15 protein-coding genes are annotated in these 21,868 nt (G+C 74.1%); 7 read left to right on the forward strand and 8 right to left on the reverse strand.

Translation table 11 applies throughout. The annotated features are described in order from the left end of the window. The first annotated feature begins 55 nt into the window (after nt 1-55). Entirely contained in the window at nt 56-625 is a 570-nt protein-coding gene (locus tag ACFZDL_RS32455) for a WHG domain-containing protein (protein WP_353594718.1), read from the forward strand. Nucleotides 626-716: 91 nt separating this feature from the next. Here the strand turns inward: ACFZDL_RS32455 and ACFZDL_RS32460 are convergent, their stop codons facing one another. Together ACFZDL_RS32460 and ACFZDL_RS32465 are read right to left on the reverse strand one after the other, a co-directional pair. After that, entirely contained in the window at nt 717-3,176 is a 2,460-nt protein-coding gene (locus ACFZDL_RS32460) for an ABC transporter permease (RefSeq protein WP_353594717.1), read from the reverse strand. A gap of 176 nt (nt 3,177-3,352) precedes the next feature. Then, nucleotides 3,353-4,120, reverse strand: a complete 768-nt coding sequence (locus tag ACFZDL_RS32465; protein WP_353594716.1) for an ABC transporter ATP-binding protein — start codon at nt 4,118-4,120, stop codon at nt 3,353-3,355. A gap of 110 nt (nt 4,121-4,230) precedes the next feature. Between ACFZDL_RS32465 and ACFZDL_RS32470 the strand changes: the two genes are divergently transcribed. Both ACFZDL_RS32470 and ACFZDL_RS32475 read left to right on the forward strand, forming a co-directional pair. Beyond that, nucleotides 4,231-5,421: a histidine kinase gene (locus tag ACFZDL_RS32470; RefSeq protein ID WP_353594715.1), complete on the forward strand. Its 1,191-nt coding sequence runs from the start codon at nt 4,231-4,233 to the stop codon at nt 5,419-5,421. After that, nucleotides 5,409-6,059 carry a response regulator transcription factor gene (locus ACFZDL_RS32475; protein ID WP_353594714.1) on the forward strand — a complete coding sequence of 217 codons (651 nt, stop codon included), beginning with the start codon at nt 5,409-5,411 and terminating at the stop codon, nt 6,057-6,059. Before ACFZDL_RS32470 ends, ACFZDL_RS32475 begins: the two co-directional genes overlap by 13 nt. A gap of 144 nt (nt 6,060-6,203) precedes the next feature. Here the strand turns inward: ACFZDL_RS32475 and ACFZDL_RS32480 are convergent, their stop codons facing one another. Then, complete coding sequence (locus ACFZDL_RS32480) at nt 6,204-7,286, reverse strand: Ppx/GppA phosphatase family protein (RefSeq protein ID WP_353594713.1); 1,083 nt, start codon at nt 7,284-7,286, stop codon at nt 6,204-6,206. Between the two features lie 293 nt (nt 7,287-7,579). Between ACFZDL_RS32480 and ACFZDL_RS32485 the strand changes: the two genes are divergently transcribed. Beyond that, nucleotides 7,580-8,368, forward strand: a complete 789-nt coding sequence (locus ACFZDL_RS32485) for an MBL fold metallo-hydrolase (protein WP_353594712.1) — start codon at nt 7,580-7,582, stop codon at nt 8,366-8,368. A 6-nt stretch (nt 8,369-8,374) separates the two neighbouring features. Here the strand turns inward: ACFZDL_RS32485 and ACFZDL_RS32490 are convergent, their stop codons facing one another. The 4 genes from ACFZDL_RS32490 to ACFZDL_RS32505 all read right to left on the reverse strand — a co-directional run bounded on the left by ACFZDL_RS32490 (nt 8,375) and on the right by ACFZDL_RS32505 (nt 14,160). Beyond that, entirely contained in the window at nt 8,375-10,276 is a 1,902-nt protein-coding gene (locus tag ACFZDL_RS32490) for a cellulose-binding domain-containing protein (RefSeq protein WP_353594711.1), read from the reverse strand. 292 nt (nt 10,277-10,568) lie between these two features. Then, nucleotides 10,569-12,419 (reverse strand): asparagine synthase (glutamine-hydrolyzing), encoded by a 1,851-nt coding sequence (gene asnB / locus ACFZDL_RS32495; RefSeq protein WP_353594710.1) that lies wholly within the window; start codon nt 12,417-12,419, stop codon nt 10,569-10,571. 195 nt (nt 12,420-12,614) lie between these two features. Next, nucleotides 12,615-13,016, reverse strand: coding sequence for a DUF1992 domain-containing protein (locus ACFZDL_RS32500; protein ID WP_353594709.1), 402 nt, complete (start codon nt 13,014-13,016; stop codon nt 12,615-12,617). Between the two features lie 28 nt (nt 13,017-13,044). Further along, nucleotides 13,045-14,160 (reverse strand): helix-turn-helix domain-containing protein, encoded by a 1,116-nt coding sequence (locus tag ACFZDL_RS32505; RefSeq protein WP_353594708.1) that lies wholly within the window; start codon nt 14,158-14,160, stop codon nt 13,045-13,047. A 71-nt stretch (nt 14,161-14,231) separates the two neighbouring features. Here ACFZDL_RS32505 and ACFZDL_RS32510 point away from each other — a divergent pair, with 71 nt between their 5' ends. The 3 genes from ACFZDL_RS32510 to ACFZDL_RS32520 all read left to right on the forward strand — a co-directional run bounded on the left by ACFZDL_RS32510 (nt 14,232) and on the right by ACFZDL_RS32520 (nt 21,069). Beyond that, entirely contained in the window at nt 14,232-15,641 is a 1,410-nt protein-coding gene (locus ACFZDL_RS32510; protein WP_353594707.1) for an amino acid permease, read from the forward strand. A gap of 108 nt (nt 15,642-15,749) precedes the next feature. Continuing rightward, complete coding sequence (locus ACFZDL_RS32515; RefSeq protein WP_391193177.1) at nt 15,750-20,435, forward strand: putative T7SS-secreted protein; 4,686 nt, start codon at nt 15,750-15,752, stop codon at nt 20,433-20,435. A 22-nt stretch (nt 20,436-20,457) separates the two neighbouring features. Then, entirely contained in the window at nt 20,458-21,069 is a 612-nt protein-coding gene (locus ACFZDL_RS32520) for an N-acetyltransferase (RefSeq protein ID WP_353597078.1), read from the forward strand. A 160-nt stretch (nt 21,070-21,229) separates the two neighbouring features. Here the strand turns inward: ACFZDL_RS32520 and ACFZDL_RS32525 are convergent, their stop codons facing one another. After that, nucleotides 21,230-21,859: an LUD domain-containing protein gene (locus ACFZDL_RS32525; protein WP_353597077.1), complete on the reverse strand. Its 630-nt coding sequence runs from the start codon at nt 21,857-21,859 to the stop codon at nt 21,230-21,232. Nucleotides 21,860-21,868 lie beyond the last annotated feature (9 nt).

The following is a 21,868-nucleotide window of genomic DNA, read 5'->3' on the forward strand; positions in this document are numbered from 1 at the left end:
TGCCTAATCGTCCTAGGCAAATTAATAATCAGTTCTGTCGAGTGAGGGGAAGGGTATGGCAAACGAGGGACTGACCATGGAGCGCCTGACCCGGGCGGGGGCCGAGCTGGCCGACGAGGTCGGGTTCGACCAGGTGACCGTCTCGGAGCTCGCCAGGCGGCTCGACGTCAAGGTCGCGAGCCTGTACTCGCGGCTGAAGAGTTCCCAGGACCTCAAGACCAGGATCGCCCTGCTCGCCCTGGAGGAACTCGCCGACCGGGGAGCCTCCGCTCTGGCCGGGCGGGCCGGTAAGGACGCCCTGGCCGCCTTCGCCGATGTCTACCGCGACTACGCCCGGGAGCACCCCGGCCGCTACGCCGCGGCCCAGCTCAGGCTCGACCCGCAGACGGCGGCCGCCAGCGCGGGCGGCAGGCACGCGCAGATGACACGGGCGATCCTGCGCGGCTACGACCTGACGGAGCCGGACCAGACGCACGCGGTCCGGCTGCTGGGCAGCGTCTTCCACGGCTACGTCAGCCTGGAGATGGGGGGCGGGTTCAGCCACAGCGCCCCCGACACGGATGAGACCTGGGTCCGGATCGTGGACGCGCTCGACGCCCTGCTGCGGAACTGGCCCGCCCCCTGACGGCCTCTACCTGCCCCGCCACGCCACGCCACGTCGCCCCGCCACGCCGCCGCGCCGCCCGCCCGCCACGGCGCGCGCTGTCCAAGCCGTCTCAACCGCCCCCGGCGCGCGTCCCCTTGGCGAGCGCCGCCCTCGCGGGCAGCACGCTCGCCGCGAGCGCCAGCACCAGGCAGCCCGCCACCGCCGCCGTGACGGGCGCGGCGGGCACGATCAGCCGGACCGGGACGCCGAAGGTGCCGCTGAGGCCGGCGCGTACGCCGAGCAGGGACGGGAGGGCGGTCAGGGCGCCGAGGACGGAGCCGAGGGCGACCACGAAGGCGGTCTCCGCCGCGACGGTCCACAGGACCTGACGGAGCGTCGCTCCGGACAGGCGCAGCAGGCGCAGATCGCGCAGCCGGTCGGCGGTGGACATCAGGAGGGTGTTGGCGACGGCGACGCCCGTGCACCCCGCCGACATGGCGACCAGCAGCAGGGTGAAGACCTCGACCAGATGGTCCTCCTCGGCGTCCGCGCGGCCCGCGTACGCGGCCACGCCCACCTCCTCGGCGCCCAGCCGCCGCAGCGCGGCGGACGAGGTGGCCGGGCCGGTGCGGTAGACGACGTCGGTCAGCGCCGAGGGGTCGTGCGAGCGGACCGTGGCCCGGGGGAGCAGCGCGGTGTACGGGGTGGGAGCCGTACGGTCGGAGAGGACCGCCACGATCCGCAGCCTCTCGGTGCGGCCGTCTTCGAAGGTGACTTCGGCGGCGGTCTCTGAGCCCAGCGTGGCCAGCGCCGACTCGGTCACGGCCACCGTCCCGGGGCCGCGCAGCCGGGCGAGCGATCCGGAGACGGTCCGCAGCCGGTGGTGGACGGCGGCGAAGGAGCCGGGGTCGATGCCCGCGGCCTCCATCGGGGTCCTCGCCGCGCCGCCGTAGACGGTCGTGGCCAGCAGCCCCGTCCCCGCGACGGATTCGGCGGCGGCGTCGGACAGCCCCGGGGTGCCGCCGCGGGCGACGACGGCGGCCTCGGCCCGTACGGAGGCGGTGTCGCGGGTGGCGTAGGAGTGCACCGAGGTCTGGGTGATGCCGGTGATCAGGACGACGAAGCCGACGGTGGCCAGCACCGGGGCGGTCGTCGACGCCGTACGCCGCACCGCCGCCAGCATCCCCTCGCGCACCAGCATGCCGAGGGCGCCGCGGCGGCGGGCGAGGGGCCGGGAGACGGCCCGTACGAGGGGTGGGACCACGGCGGGGACCAGCAGGGTCACGCCGGTGATCAGCCCGACGGCCGTGGCCAGGGCGAGGGTCGTCATATCGGTCGGGTCGGCGAAGGCGGTCCCGGCCGCGGCCGCGCAGCCCAGGGCGGTGAAGGCGATGCCGGTCAGCGCGCGGGCGCGGGTCATCGGGCGGTCGTCAGCGGCGGCCTCGCGCAGCGCCTCCAGCGGGCCGGTCCCGGCGGCCCGGCGGGAGGCGGACCAGACGGCGGTCAGCGCGACGGCCAGACCGGCGGCGAACGTCGCGGCGAGCACCCACGCCGGGCGGCGGACCGCGAAGCCGGGCGGCAGGAAGCCCACATCGGTGAGCACGCCGCCCAGCGCGGGGGCGAGCGCCGCGCCGAGCAGGGCCCCGGCCGCCGCGCCGGCCGCGCCGACGGCGAGCGCCTGCCCGTACAGCAGGCGGCGCAGCTGGCGCCCGGTGGCGCCGACCGCGCGCAGCAGGCCGAGTTCGCGGCGGCCTCCGGCCACGCTGAAGGCGAACGTCGAGGCGACGACGAAGACCGTCGCGAAGGCGGACAGCGCGGCCATGGCGGTCAGCACCTGATCGCCGATCCAGCGCGTCCTGGCGTCCCGTACGGGGGCCAGTTCGCTCCGCGCGGCGCCGTCGAGCACCGTGCCCGCGCCCTGGACCACCGAGCGCGCCGCCGCCGCGACCGCCCCGGGGTCCGCGCCCCGCTCGGTCAGCAGCCCGATGACCCGCACCCCGCCGGACAGCTCGGCCGCGCGCTCGTCGGTCAGGTAGTAGCCGGGCCCGTCGACCGTGCCCGAGACGGTGAACCGCTCGGGCCCCGCCGCGGTCAGCAGCGTGATCCGCTCGCCCGGTCGGGCCCCCAGGGCGCGGTCTATGGCCACCTCGTCGGCCCGGTGCGGGGCGCGGCCCGCGGTGAGCCGGTACGGGGCGAGGGCGGCGGCGGACCAGCCGTGGCCCAGCCGGTCGCCCTTCCGCTGCCGGTCGTCGCGTGCGGGGTCGCCGTCCGCGACCGCCTGCGCGTAGAAGGACCGGTCGGGCACCGCGCGCCGCACTCCGGGCATGGCGGCCAGCTCCCGCGTCAGCTCCCCCGTCCGCCGGGCGGACCAGGGTGCCTGCTCCAGGAACACCCCGTCGGGGCCGGCGGAGCCCTGGGCGCTCCGCACGAGCACGGGGGCGCCCGCGTACCGGCCGGGCACCCCGCCGTCCCCGGACAGCAGGATCAGCGCGCTCATGGTGAGCACCGCGACGCCCAGGCACAGGGCGGTGAACGACCCAGCGAAGGCGGTGCGGCGCGCCCGTACGGTGGCGACGGCCAGGCCGAGCATGCCGCCCCAGCTCCCCCGCGCGGCCCTCGTGCCCCCGCTCCTTCCGGCCCTCATGCCGCCCCGGCTCTTGTCGCCTCCGCTCCTTCCGGCCCTCATGCCGCCCCGGCCCTTGTCGCCTCCGCTCCTTCCGGCCCTCATGCCGCCCCGGCTCTTGTCGCCCCCGCTCTTTCCGGCCCTCATGCCGCCGCCTCCAGCACCGACATCCGCGAGGCGATGGCCGCCGCCCCGGGCCGGTCCGCGATCTCGTCGGCGACCCGCCCGTCGGCCAGGAAGACGACCCGGTCGGCCCAGGCGGCCGCGGCCGGGTCGTGGGTGACCATGACCAGCGTCTGCCGGTGGCGGTCGACCAGGCCGCGCAGCAGGCCGAGCACGGCGCGCGAGGTGGTGATGTCCAGCGCGCCGGTCGGCTCGTCGGCGAACAGCACCGCGGGCCGGGTGATCAGCGCCCGGGCGATGGCCACCCGCTGCTGCTGGCCGCCGGAGAGCCGGTCCGGGCGGTGTCCGGCGCGGTCGGCGAGCCCGACCTCGGCGAGCGCGGCGGTCACCCGGGCGGGGTCGGGGCGGTGGCCCGCCAGACGCAGCGGGAGGGCGACGTTCTGCTCGGTGGTGAGGGCGGAGACCAGGTTGAAGGACTGGAAGACGAAGCCGATCCGCTCCCGGCGCAGCAGGGTCAGGGCCGTCTCGTCCAACTCCCCGGTCTCCGTGCCGGCGATGACGACGCGCCCCTCGGTCGGCCGGTCGAGCCCCGCCGCGCAGTGCAGCAGCGTGGACTTGCCGGAGCCCGAGGGGCCCATGACGGCGGTCATGGTGCCCTCGGCGAAGTCCAGCGTGACCTGGTCGAGGGCGGTGACGGCCCGCTCCCCCGTCCCGTACCGCCGGGAGACGGCGCGCAGTTCGACGGGGTGAGGGCCGGGGTGGGGCAAGGGTGTGGTGGTCGTGGGCATGGTGCCGAGTGAAGCGGCGCGGGGCGGGGCGGCACACGGGTGGCCGGGCTAGTCCCGATACTCCATCTGGCACTACTGTGCGCGGCCCGCCGCGTGGCTACGGTCGAGCGGTGATCCCCCGAGACCCACTGGAAGCGCTGACCCGCGGGCCCGCCGCCTTCCTCCGCTCCTCCTGGCCCTGGCGGTCCGCCGGCTATCTGCTCGCGGGCGGGCTGCCGGGCGTCGCCTGCGGGGTCGCGGTGGCGGGCGTGGCCGCGTCCTGGGCGCGGATCGGCGCGGCGGCGGCCGTGGTGTGCGCGCTGCTCGTCCTGGGCTGCGCCACCGTCGCGGCGCGCCCGTGGGAGCGGCGGCGGCTGCGCCTGGCCGCGCCCCACACCGAGCCGCGGGCGCGGCCGTACGCGGAGCTTCACGCACAGCCGTACGCGCGCGAGCTCGGCCACGGCGCGCTGTCCGTGCTGGTGCTCGGCTGGGTCGATCTGGCGGTGGTCCTGGTGTCGCTGGGCATTCCCGGCGCGCTGCTGGCCGCGCCGCTGCAGCCCGAGGCCCCGCCCTGGGCCCGGCTCGGCGGCCCGCTCGCGGGCGCGCTGCTGCTGCCGGTGGCCGCGTATCCGATCGCCGCCTGGGCGGGGGCGCGGGCGGTGGTGTCGCTGGCTGTACTGGCGCCGGGCGACGCGGAGCTGACGGAGGTACGGCGGTCCCGGGCGCGCCTGGTGGACGCGTACGAGGCGGAGCGGCGCCGCATCGAGCGGGATCTGCACGACGGGGCGCAGCAGCGCCTGGTCGCGCTGACCATGAAGCTGGGCCTGGCGGGGCTCGACCTGCCCGCCGGCTCGCGCGCGGCGCGCGAGGTGGCGGAGGCGCACCGGATGGCCAAGGACGCGCTGGCCGAGCTGCGCGAGCTGATCCGCGGGGTGCACCCCCAGGTGCTGACCGAGCGGGGGCTGCCCGCGGCGGTGCGGGACGTGGCGACGCGTTCGCCCGTGCCGGTGGACATGGACATCGACCTGGAGCGGCGGCTGCCGCCCGCCGTGGAGGCCGCGGGCTACTTCGCGGTGTGCGAGGCGCTGGCCAACGCGGCCCGGCACAGCCGCGCGGCCCGGGCACGGGTCGGCGGGCGGCTGCGCGGCGGGGTGCTGGTGCTCGAGGTGACCGACGACGGGCGCGGGGGCGCGGACCCGGCCGCCGGGACCGGGCTGACCGGGCTGGCCGACCGGGTCGCGGCCGTGGACGGCAGAATGCTGCTGTCCAGCCCGGCCGGCGGGCCGACCCGGCTGCGAGTGGAGATCCCGTGCGGCGACTGAGCGTGGTCATCGGGGAGGACGCCGTCCTGCTGCGCGAGGGTCTGGTGAGCCTGCTGGAGCGGTTCGGGCACCGCGTCCCGGCAGCCGTCGGCGACGGCCCTTCGCTGGTCGCGGCCGCCCTGGAGCACGAGCCCGACCTCGTCATCGCCGATGTGCGGATGCCGCCCGGCTTCACCGACGAGGGGCTGCGGGCGGTGCGCGAACTCCAGGCGCTGCGGCCGTCCCTGGCCGTCCTGGTGCTCAGCCAGTACGTCGAGCAGACCTTCGCGGAGGAGCTGCTGGCGGCCCGGCGCGGCGCCGGCACCGGCTATCTGCTCAAGGACCGGGTCGGCGACGTCACCGAGTTCACCGACTCGCTGGCGCGGGTGGCCGACGGCGGCACGGTGATCGATCCCGAGGTGGTGCGGCAGCTGCTGGCCCGCGGGCAGGACCCGCTGCGCCGGCTCACCCCGCGCGAGCGCGAGGTGCTGGCGCTGATGGCCGAGGGCCGCTCCAACTCCGCAGTGGCCCGTGCCCTGGTGGTCACCGAGGCCGCGGTGGCCAAGCACATCGCGAACATCCTGCTCAAGCTGGATCTGCCGCCCGCACCCGACGACCACCGCAGGGTGCTGGCGGTGCTGGCGTATCTGCGCGGCTGAGGCGGGGCTGAGGCGGGGCTGAGGCGGGGCCTCGGCGGGAGCCGATACGGGCCGGGCCGGGGCCGATACGGGCCGGGCCGGGGCCGATACGGGCCGGGCCGGGCCGGGGCCGGTGCGGCGCCGTTCAGGCCCAGGGAAAGCCGTTCAGGCCCAGGGAAAGGTGACGGTGTGCAGCCGCCCGGGCCCGTACCGGCCGCGGCCCGCCGGCAGGGCCACGACGGACGCGCTCGCGGGGGCGGCCGGGACCTCGCGGGAAGGGCCCGGCGAGACCTCACAGGAAGGGCCCGGGACGGACTGCGCCTCCAGCGTCCGGAGCCGGTCCAGCAGGACCCCCTCGCGCAGCGCCCAGGGGCAGATCCGCAGCCGGTCGATGCCCAGGACGTCCATCGCGGCCTCCGCGACGACGGCACCGGCCAGGGCCTGGTGGGCGCGGGCCGCGGAGATGCCGGGCAGCCGTGCGCGCTCGGCCGGACTCCTGGCGGCCAGCCGGGGCACCCAGGCCGCCAGCCGGTCCCGGTCCAGGACGCGTTCGGCATACGGGCCGGCCTTGGCCTTCGGCGCGCCGGTCAGCCGGGCCAGCTGGGCGAAGGTCCTGGAGGAGCCGACGCGGGTCCGCGGCTCGGGCCGGTCGCGCAGCCCCTCGGCCGTCTCGCTCATGACGGACCGTACGAACTGGCGCAGCGCCTTGACGTCCGCCTTCGTCACCGGCCCGGTGGCCGGCAGATGATGGCGGGTCAGCCGCCCCGCCCCCAGCGGTACGGACAGGGCGACGGCGGGCTCGGCGCGGCTGCCGCAGGCGATCTCCAGCGAGCCGCCGCCGATGTCGAGCAGCAGCATCTCCCCGGCCGACCAGCCGTACCAGCCGCGCGCCGCGAGGTAGGTGAGCCGCGCCTCCTCCTCGCCGGTCATGAACGTCAGCCGGATCCCGGTCGCGTCCTCGACCTCGGCGACCACGACCGGCCGGTTGGCGGCGTCGCGGATCGCCGAGGTGGCGAACGCCACCAGCGTCTCCACGCCGTGGGCCTCGGCGACCGCCACGGCCTCGGTGACCGCGGCGACCACCCGCTTGATCGCCTCCTGTTCGATCACCCCCTGCCGGTCGGTGGCCTCCGCCAGCCGCACCGGCCGTTTGAGCGAGGCCACCGGCTCGGGGGGACCGCCCGCCGTGAGGTCGGCGATGTCGAGGTGGGCCGACTGGGAACCGATGTCGAGTACTCCGAGACGCATGCCTGCTGACTGTCCGTTTCCTGGGATTTCACTCATCGTTCGCTTTCCGTCGGAGGGTTCCCGGCCACCCGGCCCGTGATGCCGGGCGTGGTGCGGGTCGGCAGGAAGGGGTCAGCCACGGCGGGTGATACGCGGCGGCCCTGCTCGCGGGTCACCGGCGCCGTCCTCGCGGGGCCCGTGTGCCGGTTGACAATGGAATGCGGCCCCGGACCAATGGAGTGATTGGGCCGGATTCACGCTGTGCCTACGATCGTGCACAGAATCGTCAAAACGAGAGGCAGCGAGACACAGCCATGACCGAGTCGATTTCTCCGGGTGCCTTGGCCGTGCGCTATCTGGGAGGGCCCACGGCGACCCTCGACATCGGTGGCGTACGTCTGCTGACCGATCCCACCTTCGACCCGCCCGGGGACTACCCCATCGGCGAGCGCAAGCTCGTCAAGACCGCGGGCCCGGCCGTCGCGACCTCAGGACTCGGCCCCGTCGACGCGGTGCTGCTCTCGCACGACCAGCACCCGGACAACCTCGACCGGGCGGGCCGCGCCTATCTCGACCACGCGGACCTGGTGCTCTCCACGGCGTCCGCGCGGGAGCGGCTGGGCGCGACCGTGACGGCGCTGCCGAACTGGGAGACCTTCGAGCTGTCGCGCCCCGGCGGCGGCACGCTGCGGATCACGGGCGTCCCGGCCCAGCACGGCCCGGACGGCACCGAGCACCTGGTCGGCGAGGTGACCGGCTTCGTGGTGTCGGGCGGCGGGCTGCCGACGGTCTACGTCAGCGGCGACAACGCCTCGCTGGACGTGGTGCGCGCGATCGCCGAGCGGTTCGGGCAGGTGGATGTGGCCCTGCTGTTCGCGGGCGCCGCCTCGACCCCGCTGGTCCCCGGGGGCTTTCTGACCCTGCCCAGCGACCAGGCGGCCCAGGCGGTGGAGATCCTCGGCGCGCGGCAGGTCGTCCCGCTGCACTTCGAGCACTGGACGCACTTCACCCAGGGCGCCGACACGCTGGTCGAGGCCTTCGAGGCGGCCGGGCTCGCCGGGCGGCTGCACGTACTCAAGCCCGGCGAGCGCATCGAGCTCTGAACCGGCTCAGCGGGTGTCGCAGCGGTGCCCGTTGAGCGCGAGGTCGGTGGGCGCGGCGTTTCCGGCGTCCCAGGAGCCGAGGAAGCCCACCTCGAGATCCTCGCCGCCCCGGGCGGTCTCGTTGTAGTCGGCCGGGGTGACGGTCACCTTGCGCCCGTGCTGGACGAATTCGCCGTTCCACATCTGGGTGATCCGCTGCCCGTTCTCGAACTCCCAGCTCAGCCGCCAGTCCTGGACCGTCTTACGGGGCGTGAGGGTGACCTTCGCCTGGAAGCCGTCGGGCCACTGGTTGTCCAGGCTGTAGCGGGCCGTGCAGGTGACCCCGGCGGGCTCGGGGTGCTCGGGCTGCCTGGAGGGATGCTTCTCGGACGGCTTGTCCGGGGAGGAGCCACCGCCCGGCGACGGCGTCCTGGACGGGGGCTTCGTCGGGCCGGGATGGTGGCCGACGGCGCTCGTGTCGGACGCGGGCGGGACGGGGGACTGGCTGGGGGCGCCCCTCGACGGGAGGGTGGGGCCGACCGTCGGAATGGTGTCCGGTCCCATGCCGCCGTCGGGCGGGAGCCCGTCGTCCCGGTTTCCGTCCGTGCTGGTGTAGGCGATGACGGCGATCACGGAGACCGCGGCGGCCGCCGCCAGGATCCCCGCCGCCCTCGCCCTGCTCCCCTTCCTGGGCCTGCGCCGCCGGCCCCCGCCGCCGCCCAGCCTCCGGCCCGGCACGCCGTGCCCGCCGATCACCCCGGTCGCGGCGGTCGCGCCGACCGCGGCGGCGGCGCCGAAGGCGCCCGTCGTACGGGCCGCCCCGGCCGCCCCAGCCGTACCTGTCGTATCGGGCGTACCTGCCGTGTCGGGCGCGCTGGTTGTGGCGAACGGGTCGCTGGCCCCGGCCGTGCCGAACGGGTCGAACGGGTCGAAGGTGTCGTCCGTACGCGGCGTGCCAGCCGTACGGGCCGCAGGAGCAGCCGTACGCGACGTACGAGCCGCCGAGCCCGCCCCCGCGGCCCCCGCGGCCCCCGCCGCGACGCCCGCGCCCGCCGCGCGTCCCGCACGGGACTTCCCGCGCCCGCCCCGCATCCCCTTGACGCGGTCCCACAGCGGCGGCCCCACGCTGCGCGCGAGCGTCTGCAGGCGCTTGCCGCCGGTGTTCTCGGCCGCGACCCTGCGCCGCCGCTCCAGGTAGGGCAGCCCGCCCCAGCCGAGGACGCCCCCGGCCAGGGCGCCGGGCAGTCCGCTGCCGTGCAGATACAGACAGGCGGCGGCTTCCTTGCAGTGCATACAGCGGGCGAGGTGCTGCCACAGGTCCTCGGGCGCGGCGGCGTCCGGTGAGCGGGTGGCGGCGTCCAGCAGTCCGGCGTAGCTGCGGCACTCCTCGTTGGCGAGCGTGTCGACGTGGTTGCGCTGGCACAGCTCGCGGAACCGGGCGCGGACCCGGGCGATCTCCTCGTCGGCGTAGGCGGAGTCCCAGCCCAGCCGCCGGGCCACCGTGGTGAGGGACTGCGACTCCACTTCGACGGACCACAGCAGATCGGCGTCCACCTCGGGCAGGTCCCATAAGCCGCGCAGCGCGAGCGGCTGTTCGCGCCGCGGGTTGGCGTAGCGTCTGGCCCGGTCGGAGGTCAGCCAGATGCGCAGGGCCGGGTCGAGCCGGTCACCGGCCTGCCGGGCCTGCCAGTCGGCGGCCGTCTTCCGTACGGAGCTCAGGAGCAGCAGGAGCCAGGGCAGACGCGGCCCCCATGCCCGCGTCCGCGAGTTGCGGGTCTCCCGGATGCCGCGCCGGAACGCCTCGGTGGCCAGCCGCATTCCGTCCTGCGGGCTGGTGGTGCACAGGTTCGCGTAGTCGAGCACCGCGTCCCAGTACTCGGAGAGCAGAGCGGTCTCGGATATGGCGTCAGGAGATGACTGGTGGGGCATGGAGGTGGTTTCCTCACTGACGGACAACGGCGCCCCCGCCGGGCAACACTCTTATCAGGCCGGGCAGCGGCTGGCCAAGTGGCCCGTGTTTTTCTGGGAGTTGAGGGATGTTCCACTGTGGGGCCGCCCGAGCCTTTCACGGTTTCGACACAAGTGGCAAGACGCGGTCATCACCTGCCTGGCGCACGTGTCCATGGCATGTACCGAATGCGCCCGAGATGGCGAAACCCCCGGCGGGCCGGGGGTTTGGTCTATACCTGACGTAACGTCAGGGCGGATTGTCCAGCGTGTGTCAGAGCGTCAGATCGACGTCGTACTGGCGCAGCCACGCGTTCAGGCCGAGCACCATCTCGATCGGCTGACGGGCGTCCTGGGCCCCCTCGTCCGCCGCGCGCCGGGCGGCGGCGACATCGAGCAGCGGGCGGACCGGGGCGTCGCCGTCGGCCAGCAGCGCGCGCAGCTCGGCCCGTATGGCGTCGGCGTACCGGGGGTCCTGGGTGCTGGGGTACGGGCTCTTGACGCGCTGGGCGACGGAGTCGGGGAGGAGGTCGCGGGTGGCGGCGCGCAGCAGGGACTTCTCCCGGCCGTCGAAGGTCTTCATCGACCAGGGCGTGTTGAACACGTACTGGACCAGCCGGTGGTCGCAGAAGGGCACCCGCACCTCCAGGCCCACCGCCATGCTCGCGCGGTCCTTGCGGTCCAGCAGGAACTGGACGAAGCGCGTCAGGTGCAGATAGCAGATCTCCCGCATCCGCCGCTCCACGGCCGAGTCGCCCTCGCGGTGCGGGACCTCGGCAAGCGCCTCGCGGTAGCGGTCGGCCTGGTAGGTGTCGAGGTCCACCTTGGCGAGCAGCCCCGGGTGCAGCAGCGCCTCGCGGCCGCCGCCGCGGCTGCCGGTGAAGCCGAAGTCGCGGAACACCGCGAGCCAGGGGAAGGTGTCGGCGGCGACCGCCCGCGGGTCGTGGAACCAGGAGTAGCCGCCGAACACCTCGTCGGCCGACTCCCCGGACAGCGCCACCGTGGAGCGGTCGCGGATCGCCTTGAAGAGCAGATACAGCGAGGTGTCGCTCTCGCCGGAGCCGAACGGCAGATCGCGGGCGGTCAGCGTGGCGCGGCGGTGGGCCGGGTCCATCAGGGTGGCGGTGTCCAGGACGATGTCCTGGTGGTCGGCGCTCACATGCTCGGCGAGCGCGTGGGCGTAGGGGCCGTCGGGGGTGGCGCGCAACGCGTCGGCCTTGAAGTTCTCGGTCTGGCCGACGAAGTCCACCGCGAACGAGCGCACCGGCCCCTGGTCGTGCTCCGCCAGTCCCCGGGCGGCCAGCGCCGTGATCGCGGAGGAGTCGAGCCCGCCGGACAGCAGGGTGCACAGGGGCACGTCGGCGATCAGCTGGCGGGCCACGATGTCGTCCAGCAGCTCCCGCACCCGGCGGACGGTGGTGTCCGTGTCGTCGGTGTGGTCGTGGGTCTCCAGGGCCCAGTAGCGGTGTTCGGCCAGGCCCTGGCGGCGGACGCGGACGACGTGGCCGGGGCGCACCTCGTACATCCCCTTGTAGACCGCGTGGCCGGGGGTCTTGGTGAAGGCCAGCAGCTCGGCCAGGCCGTCGGCGTCGACGGCGGGCCGTACGGAGGGGTGGGCCAGGATGGCCTTGGGCTCGGAGCCGAAGAGCACGCCGTCGGGGGTCGGGTGGTAGTAGAGCGGTTTGATGCCCATGCGGTCGCGGACCAGCAGGAGCTGCTGCTCGCCCGGGTCCCACAGGGCGAAGGCGTACATCCCGTTGAGGCGGTGGGTGAAGTCCTCGCCCCACTCCAGGTAGGCGTGCAGGGCGACTTCGGTGTCGCTGCTGGTGCGGAAGGCGTGGCCGCGGTCGGTCAGCTCGGCGCGCAGCTCGCGGTAGTTGTAGATCTCGCCGCTGTAGGTGGTCACCAGCACCGTGCGGCCGTCGCGCTCGACGGACATGGGCTGTTTGCCGCCCTCGATGTCGATCACGGCCAGCCGGCGGTGGCCGAGGGCGGCGTGGGTGTCCGTCCACAGGCCTGCCGCGTCGGGGCCGCGGCAGGCCATGGTCGCGGTCATGGCGGCCAGGGTGTCGCGCTCGGCGGTGAGGTCCTTGCCGTACGAGATCCATCCGGTGATGCCGCACATCGCGCTGTCGCTCCCTCCGGTCGGGTCGTCCCGGCGGCCACCGTACGCCGAAGTGATTGCATCGACCACCGGTAGCCTGAGGCAACGATCAATTCCGGCCAGCCAGGCCAAGCCAGGCCAGGCCGGACCGGGCCTGACCAGGCCAGGCCTGACCGGGCCAGGCCAGGCCGGCGACTGCCGCGCGGCCAGGTGGTCTCAGCCGGCCCGGCTCTCGCGCCACTCCCGTACGACACCGTCCACGTCGAACGGCACCAGATTCAGCGGCGGGCCCTCCGGCGGCCGCCGCAGCGCCTCGCGGATCCTGTCGTTGATGTCCGCCAGGATCCGCCGCACCTCGGCCTCGGACCCGGCCGCGCGCGCCGCGGCCAGCGCCTCCTCCGCCTCCTTGCGCAGCACGAGCGCCGGCGGCAGGAAGGACAGACCTTCACGGGCCATCTTGTCCTTGACCCACCACATCGCGTCGTACGGCTTGTCCAGGCCCGTGAGCGGCTTGCCCCGCCCGGGAAGGTCGTCGAAGTCGCCCCGCGCCTCCGCCTCGCGGATCTGACGGTCGGCCCACGTCTCGAAGCTGATGCCGGGCGGCTTGCGTTCGGTCACGGTGTGCTCCTCCCTCGGATGCCCGCGGTCACTCCCATGGTGCCGAATGCCGCGCCCCGGCCGGTATCGACCGGGACCGGAACACCTGGCGGTAGGTCTGCGGCGAGACGCTGGTCAGCCGCCGGAAGTGGTGGCGCAGATTGGGCGCGGTGCCGAAGCCGGTGCGGCGCGCCACGCTCTCGACCGGATCGTCGGTGGTCTCCAGCAACTCCTGCGCCAGCCGCACCCGCTCCTGCAGGATCCACTGCAACGGCGTGGTCCCGAGCGCGTCGCGGAAGCGGCGGGCGAAGGTGCGCTCGCTCATATGGGCCGCCGCGGCCAGCCCGGCCACCGTCAGCGGCTCGTGCAGCCGCTCCCGCGCCCACTGCATGACCGGCGCAAGACCCTCGCCCGCGCCCGCCCGAGGCCGGGCCGGGAGCCTGGCGTACTGCGTCTGCCCGCCCTCCCGGTGTGGCGGTACGACCATGCGGCGGGCCACCTCGTTGGCCACCGCCGCGCCGTGGTCCCGGCGCACCAGATGCAGACACATGTCGATCGCGGCCCCGGTGCCGGCCGAGGTGAGGACGGAGCCCTCCTCGACGTACAGGGCCGTGGGGTCGAGGTCGACGTCCGGGAAGCGGTGGGCGAAGTCCGCGGCGTTCATCCAGTGCGTGGTCGCCCGGCGGTCCGACAGCAGCCCGGCGGCGGCCAGGACATACGCGCCGCTGCAGATGGAGACGATCCGCCGGCCCAGCTCGTGGGCCTTGCGCACCGCGGCGACCAGGCCGGGCGGCGGGGCCAGCTGGACGGCCCGGGGGCAGGCGGCCACCACCACGGTGTCCGCCTCGACGAGGTCGTCGAGACCGTACGGGGTGGGGATGCCCAGGCCCGCCGAGGTGCGCAGCGGGCCGGGCTCGGCGGCGCACAGGCGCAGCTCGTACCACGGGTCGACGATGTCCGCGCGGTCGATGCCGAAGACCTCGCAGGGCACGGCGAGCTCGAAGGTGGGGGCGCCGTCGGTCACGGCGACGGCCACGATGTGCGGGCGCGGGGTGGCGGACCGGGGCGTGTGGGCAGGGCGGGGCGTGTCACCGACGGTTCGAGGGGCGTTGGCGGACCGGGGCGTGTGGGCGGGGCGGGGCGTGTCACCGACCGATCGGGGCATGGCGGGAATTTAGCGCACCATGGCATTTCCGCCGATGGCCGCCGGTGGCCGCGTCGGCGAAGCTGCCCGGCATGAGCGAACCGCCACCCCCGTCACCCCACTGCCCCGCGCCCGCCGGGCGGCTCACCGCACTCCAGGGCACCGCGCTGTACGTGGGGGCGGTCCTGGGCACGGGCGTCATCGCGCTGCCCGCCCTCGCGGCCGAGACCGCGGGCCCCGCCTCGCTGCTGGCCTGGCTGGCCCTCGTCGTGGTGTCCGCGCCGCTGGCGGCCACCTTCGCCGCGCTCGGCGCCCGCTACCCCGACGCCGGGGGCGTGTCCACCTACGCCCGGCTCGCCTTCGGCGAGCGGACCGCGGCGGTGGTCGGCTGGTGCTTCTACCTCGCGGTGCCCCCGGGCGCGAGCGCCGCCGCGCTGTTCGCCGGCTCGTACACCGAGGCCGCCGTGGGCGGCGGGACCGCGACCCGCACGGTCACCGCGGCGTTGCTGATGGCCATCGTCACGGCCGTCAACACCGCCGGGCTGCGGGTCACCGGGCGGCTGCAACTCGCGCTGTCCGGGCTGCTGATCGCCCTGCTGCTGGGCGCCGTCGCGCTGTCCCTGCCCCAGGCCCGTACGGACCACCTCGAGCCCTTCGCCCCGCACGGCTGGGCCGCGGTCGGCTCGGCGGCGGCGCTGCTGGTGTGGAGCTTCGCGGGCTGGGAGGCGATCACCCACCTGGCGGCGGAGTTCCGCGACCCGGCCCGGGACCTGCCCCGCGCCACCGCCGCCGCCGTCGTGATCGTCGGGGTGCTGTATCTGTCCGTCGCGTTCGCCGTCGTCGCCGTGCTCGGCGCGGGCGCGGCCGACGCCGACGCCCCGCTGGGCGAGCTGATGGCCCGCGGCATGGGCGGCAACGCCAGGCTGCTCGCCGCCGCGGCCGCGCTCCTGCTGACCCTCGGCACGATGAACGCGTACTACGCCGGCGCGGCCAAGCTCGGCGCGGCCCTCGGCCGGGACGGCGCGCTGCCCGGATGGCTGGGGCGCGGCGGCAGCGCGGGCGAGATCCCGCGCCGCAGCCTCGGACTCGTCTCGGCGCTGGCCTTCCTCAGCCTGCTCGTGGTGACCGCCGCCCACGCGGACGCCCGGCCGCTGGTGCTGCTCACCACGGGCTCCTTCGTCACGGTGTACGCGATCGGCGTGGCCGCCGCGCTGCGCCTGCTGCCACGGCGCGGAGCGATCCGCGCGGCGGCCCTGGCGGCGCTCGCCGCGGTCGTGGCGCTGCTGGTGATGTCGGGCCGGTATCTGCTGTGGTCGGTCGGTGTGGCCGGTGCGGCGCTGCTCTACCAGCGGCTGAGGAGACGGGGGAACGCCGGGCGGGCGAACACAGGACGGGCAGACACCGGACGGGTGCGGGCAGGGCGGGTGCGGACCGGGCCGGTGCAGACCGGGCATGTCCCCGAGGAGTCGGGCACCCCCGTCGAAGTGGCGGAAACAGGCTGAACGCACCCAGTCGTAGGACCCCCGGTGCCCCATGTTCCGGTTGGCGGGTACGGTGCCGATCAACGGCCGGGACAGGCCGCTGCGACTGTTGCACGGGGGTAACTGCGCGTGGGGCTCGGGGATTTCGTTCCGGACGGCATCGAGGACTGGGTCGAGGACCGGGTCGAGGACGTCGGCGGGGCCATCGATGTCGCGGGGGACTGGACGGCCGACCGGCTGGATGACGTCGGCTGGAACAGCGGTGCGGACTGGGTCCGGGACAAGTCCGATTCGGCGGCGAACGCGCTGGGCGCGGCTGTCGATGAGATGCAGCTGGGGGAGAGCGAGGATGCCAAGAAGCTGATCCACGGCAGTCCGTCCAAACTGCGCTCCACCGCGAGTCATCTGAGCGACTTCAAGACGGCGTTCAACAACGTGGGCAAGGGGTTGCAGGGGCTGGGTTCGCGGTCGTTGAAGGGGAAGGCGGCGGACGCCTTCCGGGAGAGCGTGTCGGTCGAGCCGAGGAAGTGGTTCACGGCGGCGGACGCGTGTGAGAAGGCGTCGGGGGCGCTGGAGCGGTTCGCGGGGACGGTGGAGTGGGCGCAGGGTCAGGCCCAGGAGGCGATCCGGCGCTACAAGAAGGGCAAGAAGGCCTCCGAGGACGCCCGTTCGGCGCACAACGACAAGGTGGGTGCGTACAACAAGGCGGTGGACGCGTACAACGCCCTGCCTGAGGACAAGCGGGACCCGTCCTCCCTGCCGGACAAGCCGGGTGCGTTCCATGACCCGGGGACGGCGGACATCAAGGCCGCTGAAGAGTTGTTGGCGGAGGCGCGGCGGCAGCGGAACGAGGCGCATGGGGTGGCCAAGGCGGCGGTGGAGACGGCGCGGGACGCCGCCCCGAAGAAACCGTCATACGCCCAGCAGGTGGGCGACGGGCTGGAAGGGCTGTCCCTGGACACCAGCCATTTCCTGGGCGGGGTGGTGAAGGGCACGGCGGGCGTGCTGAACTTCGTGCGGCAGGTGAACCCGCTGGACCTGTACAACATCACCCACCCCGCCGAGTACGCGACCAACTTGAACAACACCGCTGCTGGTCTGGTGCGGATGGCCAATGATCCGGGCGCGGCGCTCAAGGGCATGTGGAACGCCTTCCAGAAGGACCCGTCGGAGGGTCTTGGCCGTCTGGTGCCGGAGTTGATCGGGACGAAGGGGCTGGGGGGTGCGAAGGCGGCGGTCACGGCTGCCGAGCGGCTGCCCGCCACGGTCACCAGGGCGGAGCGGCCTGCTCTTCAGACGGTGGCCAAGGAGGGCGCGGCCCCGCACGCCACGCCGGATGCGGCGAAGATCGCGGATGGTACGGATCCGGTGGATCTGGCGACGGGGCGGATGTTTCTGCCGCAGCGGGATGTGGTGTTGCCGGGGGCGTTGCCGCTGGTGTTCGTGCGGCGGGCGGAGTCGGGGTATCGGGCGGGCCGGTGGTTCGGGCCCATGTGGTCGAGCACGGCGGATCAGCGGCTGGAGATCGGTGCGCGGGGTGTGGTGTTCGTCGCCGAGGACGGGCTGCTGCTGTCGTATCCCCACCCGGCCCCCGGCCTGCCGACGCTGCCGGAGCTGGGCCCGAGGTGGCCGCTGGAGCGGACCGTGGAGGGCGACTACACGCTCACCGACCCGGACACCGGGCGCACCCGGTACTTCACCGGACCGCGGGGCGGGGGCGACGGCGAGGCGCCGCTGGCCGAGATCAGCGACCGCAACGGCCACCGCCTGACTTTCGAATACGACGCCCAAGGCGCCCCCACCGGGATCGTCCACAGCGGCGGCTACCACCTCGACATCGCCACCGACAACGGCCGCATCACCGCCCTCCACCTCGCGGGCGCCGACCAGCAGCTCATCCGCTACGCCTACACCGACGGCAACCTCACCCACGTGACCAACTCCTCCGGGCTGCCGATGCGGTACGAGTACGACGCGGAGCGCCGGATGATCGCGTGGATCGACACCAACGACCGCCGCTACGACTTCGTTTATGACAACCGCGACCGCTGCATCGCCGAGGGCGGCACCGAAGGACATGTCTCGGTGCGGATCGACTACGGTCCCACGGACGAGCGGACCGGCCACCGGGTCACCACGGTCACCACGCCCGAGGGCCACGCCACCCGCTATCTGGTGAACGACCGCTGCCAGGTCATCGCCGTGACCAACCCGCTCGGCCACACCACCCGCACCCAGCGCGACCGCCACGGCCGCATCCTGTCCCGCACCGACGCCCTCGGCCGGACCACCGGCTATACCTACGACGCGGCCGAGCGACCGGTCGCGGTGACCGCCCCCGACGGCACCCGGCGCACCGCCACGTACAACGCCCTGAACCTCCCCGTGGAGGTGACCCAGCCGGACGGGGCCACCTGGCGATACACATACGACGAGCGGGGCAACCGCACCACCGCCACCGACCCGTTGGGCCACACCACCCACTACACCTACGACCAGCACGGCCACCTGTCCTCGATCACCAACGCGCTCGGCGACACCACGCGCGTGCGCTGCGACCCGGCCGGGCTCCCCGTCGAGATCACCGACCCTCTCGGCGCGGCCACCACCTACCACCGCGACGCCTTCGGCCGCCCCACCACCATCACCGACCCGCTCGGCGCCACCACCCACCTGGAGTGGACGGTGGAGGGCAAGCTGTCCCGGCGCATCGCCCCGGACGGCGCGGAGCAGCGCTGGACGTATGACGGCGAGGGCAATCGCACCACGTACGTGGACGCGGGTGGCGGCGTGACCCGTTACGAGTACACCCACTTCGATCTGCTGGCCGCCCAGACCGGCCCCGACGGAACCCGCCACGAGTTCACACACGACACCCGGCTGCGCCTCACCCAGGTCACCGGTCCCCAGGGCCTGACCTGGACGTACACCTACGACCCGACCGGCCGACCGCTCAGCGAGACGGACTTCGACGGCCGCACCCTCACCTACGCCTACGACACGGCGGGCCAACTGGTCTCCCGCACCAACCCCCTGGGCCAGACCGTCCGCCTCGCGTACGACGTCTGCGGCCGGGTGGTGGAGAAGGACGCCGACGGCCAGGTGACCACCTTCACCTACGACCCGGCGGGGCGGCTGGTGGAGGCCGTCGGCCCGGATGTGGCGCTGACGTACCGGCGGGACCGGATGGGCCGGGCCGTAGCGGAAGTCGTCGGCGACCGGGTCCTCACCCGCGCCTACGACGCGCTGGGCCGCCCCGTGCGCCGCACCACCCCGTCCGGCGCGAAGTCCACGTTCGCCTACGACGCGGCGGGCCGCCGCACCACGCTGACCACCTGCGGCCACACCCTCGACTTCACGTATGACGCGGCAGGCCGGGAAACCGCCCGCCGACTTGGGCCCAACGCCTCCCTCGCGCAGATCTGGGACCCGGCCGGACGGCTGTCCGAGCAGACCCTGACCACCGGCCCGGCGGACGACATCGCCCAGCACCGCGCCTACACCTACCGCCCCGACGGCCACCTCACCGCCACCCAAGACCGGCTCAGCGGCCCGCGCGCCTTCGACCTGGACGACGCGGGCCGGGTCACGGCCGTCCGGGCCGAGGGCTGGACGGAGACCTACGCCTACGACGAGGCGGGCAACCAGACCCACGCCACCTGGCCCACCGACCACCCCACCCCGGAAGCCACCGGCCCCCGCGCCTACACCGGCACCCGCATCACCCGCGCCGGACGCGTCCGCTACGAACACGACACCGCGGGCCGCCTCACCCTCCGCCAGAAAACCCGCCTCTCCGCCAAGCCCGACACCTGGCGCTACACCTGGGACGCGGAGAACCGCCTCACCGCCCTCACCACCCCCGACGGCACCCACTGGCGCTACCTCTACGACCCCCTCGGCCGCCGCACCGCCAAACAACGCCTCGCCGACGACGGCGAAACGGTCCTCGAACAAACCGACTTCACCTGGGACGGCCCCACCCTCGTCGAACAGACCACCGCCACACCGGACCACCCCCATCCGATGACACTGACGTGGGAACACGACGGCTTCCGCCCCCTGACCCAGACCGAACGCGTCACCGAGGCCACCAGCCGGCGCCAGATCGACCACCGGTTCTTCGCCATCGTCACCGACCTCGTCGGCACCCCGACCGAACTCATCGACGAGACCGGCGACATCGCCTGGCGGACCCGTACCACCCTGTGGGGCACCACCACAGAAGACCGCACCGGCCGGCCGCACACCCCCCTGCGCTTCCCCGGCCAGTACCACGACCCCGAAAGCGGCCTCCACTACAACCACCACCGCTACTACGACCCCACCACCGCCCGCTACCTCACCCCCGACCCCCTCGGCCTCGCCCCCGCCCCCAACCCCGTCGCCTACGTCCCCAACCCCCACCGCCGGGTCGACCCCCTGGGGCTGTCGGCCTGCCCCCTGCTGGACGGCTTCCCCGGAGAACGAGCGGACGGCGAGCAGGTGATCGCCGGCCATGGCGGCCTTGATTCGGACCTGCCGACGTTCGAGATACCCGAGGGCACGAGCGTCGCCGTGTACTCCGATCACGGCGAGTTCCTGACGAACTGGGACGCCAACCGCATCATTTCCGGATACCCGGATCCGCCGATGGTGGACGAATTCCTGCCGGGGCAGATGATGCCGGACTACATCCTGGCCCCACCCGACGGCCTGGTGCTCAAGGGCAAGTACATCAGCGCGGACGACGGATGGGTCAATCTGTCGTCCCTGCTCAAGCCGAATATGGGCCGCGTGCACTGGGCCGCCTGCCGGACGATGATCCCGGACTGAACGGAAGCGAGGAACACACGACATGACCGACCCCGTCGAGCTGGTCTGGCCGACCGCCTTGGACGAGGCGCTGCGCGCGAGGACGCACCGTATGGTCCACGCCGTCAGCGAGACCGGCGGGGCCATCGGCTACCTCGCGCCGCCCAGCCGCACGGAGACCGACGCCTGGCTCGACGGGGTGCTGGCCGACGTACGGGCCGGGGACGCGGCGCTCGCCCTGGCGGCCGAGGCGACGTCGGCGGACGGATCGGGTGAGGTGCTGGGCTGTGCGCTGTGGCGGCGGCGCGCCTCCGTGGCCAGCTACCGGCACAGCGCCGAGCTCCAGCAGGTCATGACCCACCCCGAGGCCCGGGGCCGGGGCATCGGCCGGCTCCTGGTGACCGCGCTGATCGACGACGTGCGCGCGGCCGGTCTTGAGCTGCTGCTCCTGGGCGTGCGGGGGAACAACCACGGCGCGATCGCCCTGTACGAGGACCTGGGCTTCCGGGAGTGGGGGCGGCTGCCGAGCGGGATAGCCGTCGGCGACGAGCGCTTCGACGACGTCAAGATGTATCTGGAGCTGGGCCGCCCCGAGGGAGTCGCGGTGCACGGCTCGGCGGCGGTCGGCGCGGGGGCTTCGCGGCGCCGCGCGTGAGCGGGGCCCCGGCGCCCGGCCGGAAAACCGGACGCCGCACCCAGCAGCGCCAGGGGCGCGCGATCAGGGACCGGATGCGGGCGACCAGAGCACGCCGGGTATCCCGCCCACGGTGAAGTCGCGTTCGACGACACCGTTTTCCTTCCACGCTCCTGGTGGTTCAGAATCCGATGGCTTCGCGGAGCAGCAGGACGGTGCCGCGTCCAGGCTGGTGCTCCGCGTTGAGGATGAGAAGGCGGTTGACGGCGCTCGGCCACCCGTAGGCTTCCTGGGTGCGGACGCTTTCCAGCGGGAGGCAGTGGTCTTCGACGCGCCGCAGCGCGGTGTCCAGGTCGGGTACCACCTTCTGCGCCCCGACGACCCAGATCGCGTCGGCGGCGCCGCCGGCCATGCCGGGCAGCTGGCTTCCGCTGCCCGAGGCGATCACGAGGGAGCCGGTTTCGGTGACCGCGTGGACGCTGCCCACGATGACGTCGGGGCTGGCGAGCAGCCGCCGGATCTCGTCCATTTGGGTGGCGCGGTCCATGGCCAGGGCGCGTGGCTTGATGGCCTGGTACCGTCCGCCGGCGTTGATGTCCTCTTCGATGCCGGACAGGCGGAGGGTCTCGCTGGCCCCGGTGAAAACGCTGGCGCCCTGCGGTATCAGATCTTTGACGCGGGTACGCGCGGCGGCGGCGTCGTCGAGGATTTCCACGGTGAAGCCGTGTGCGGCCAGCGCGGTGGCCGCCCGCTCCAGGCGCTGCTCGGACGCCGGGTCGGCGAACGGTGTTGCCGGCAATGAGGTCGTCATGATGTCTGT

This window comes from Streptomyces sp. NPDC007917, from assembly GCF_042959105.1.
Classification (GTDB): Bacteria; Actinomycetota; Actinomycetes; order Streptomycetales; family Streptomycetaceae; genus Streptomyces.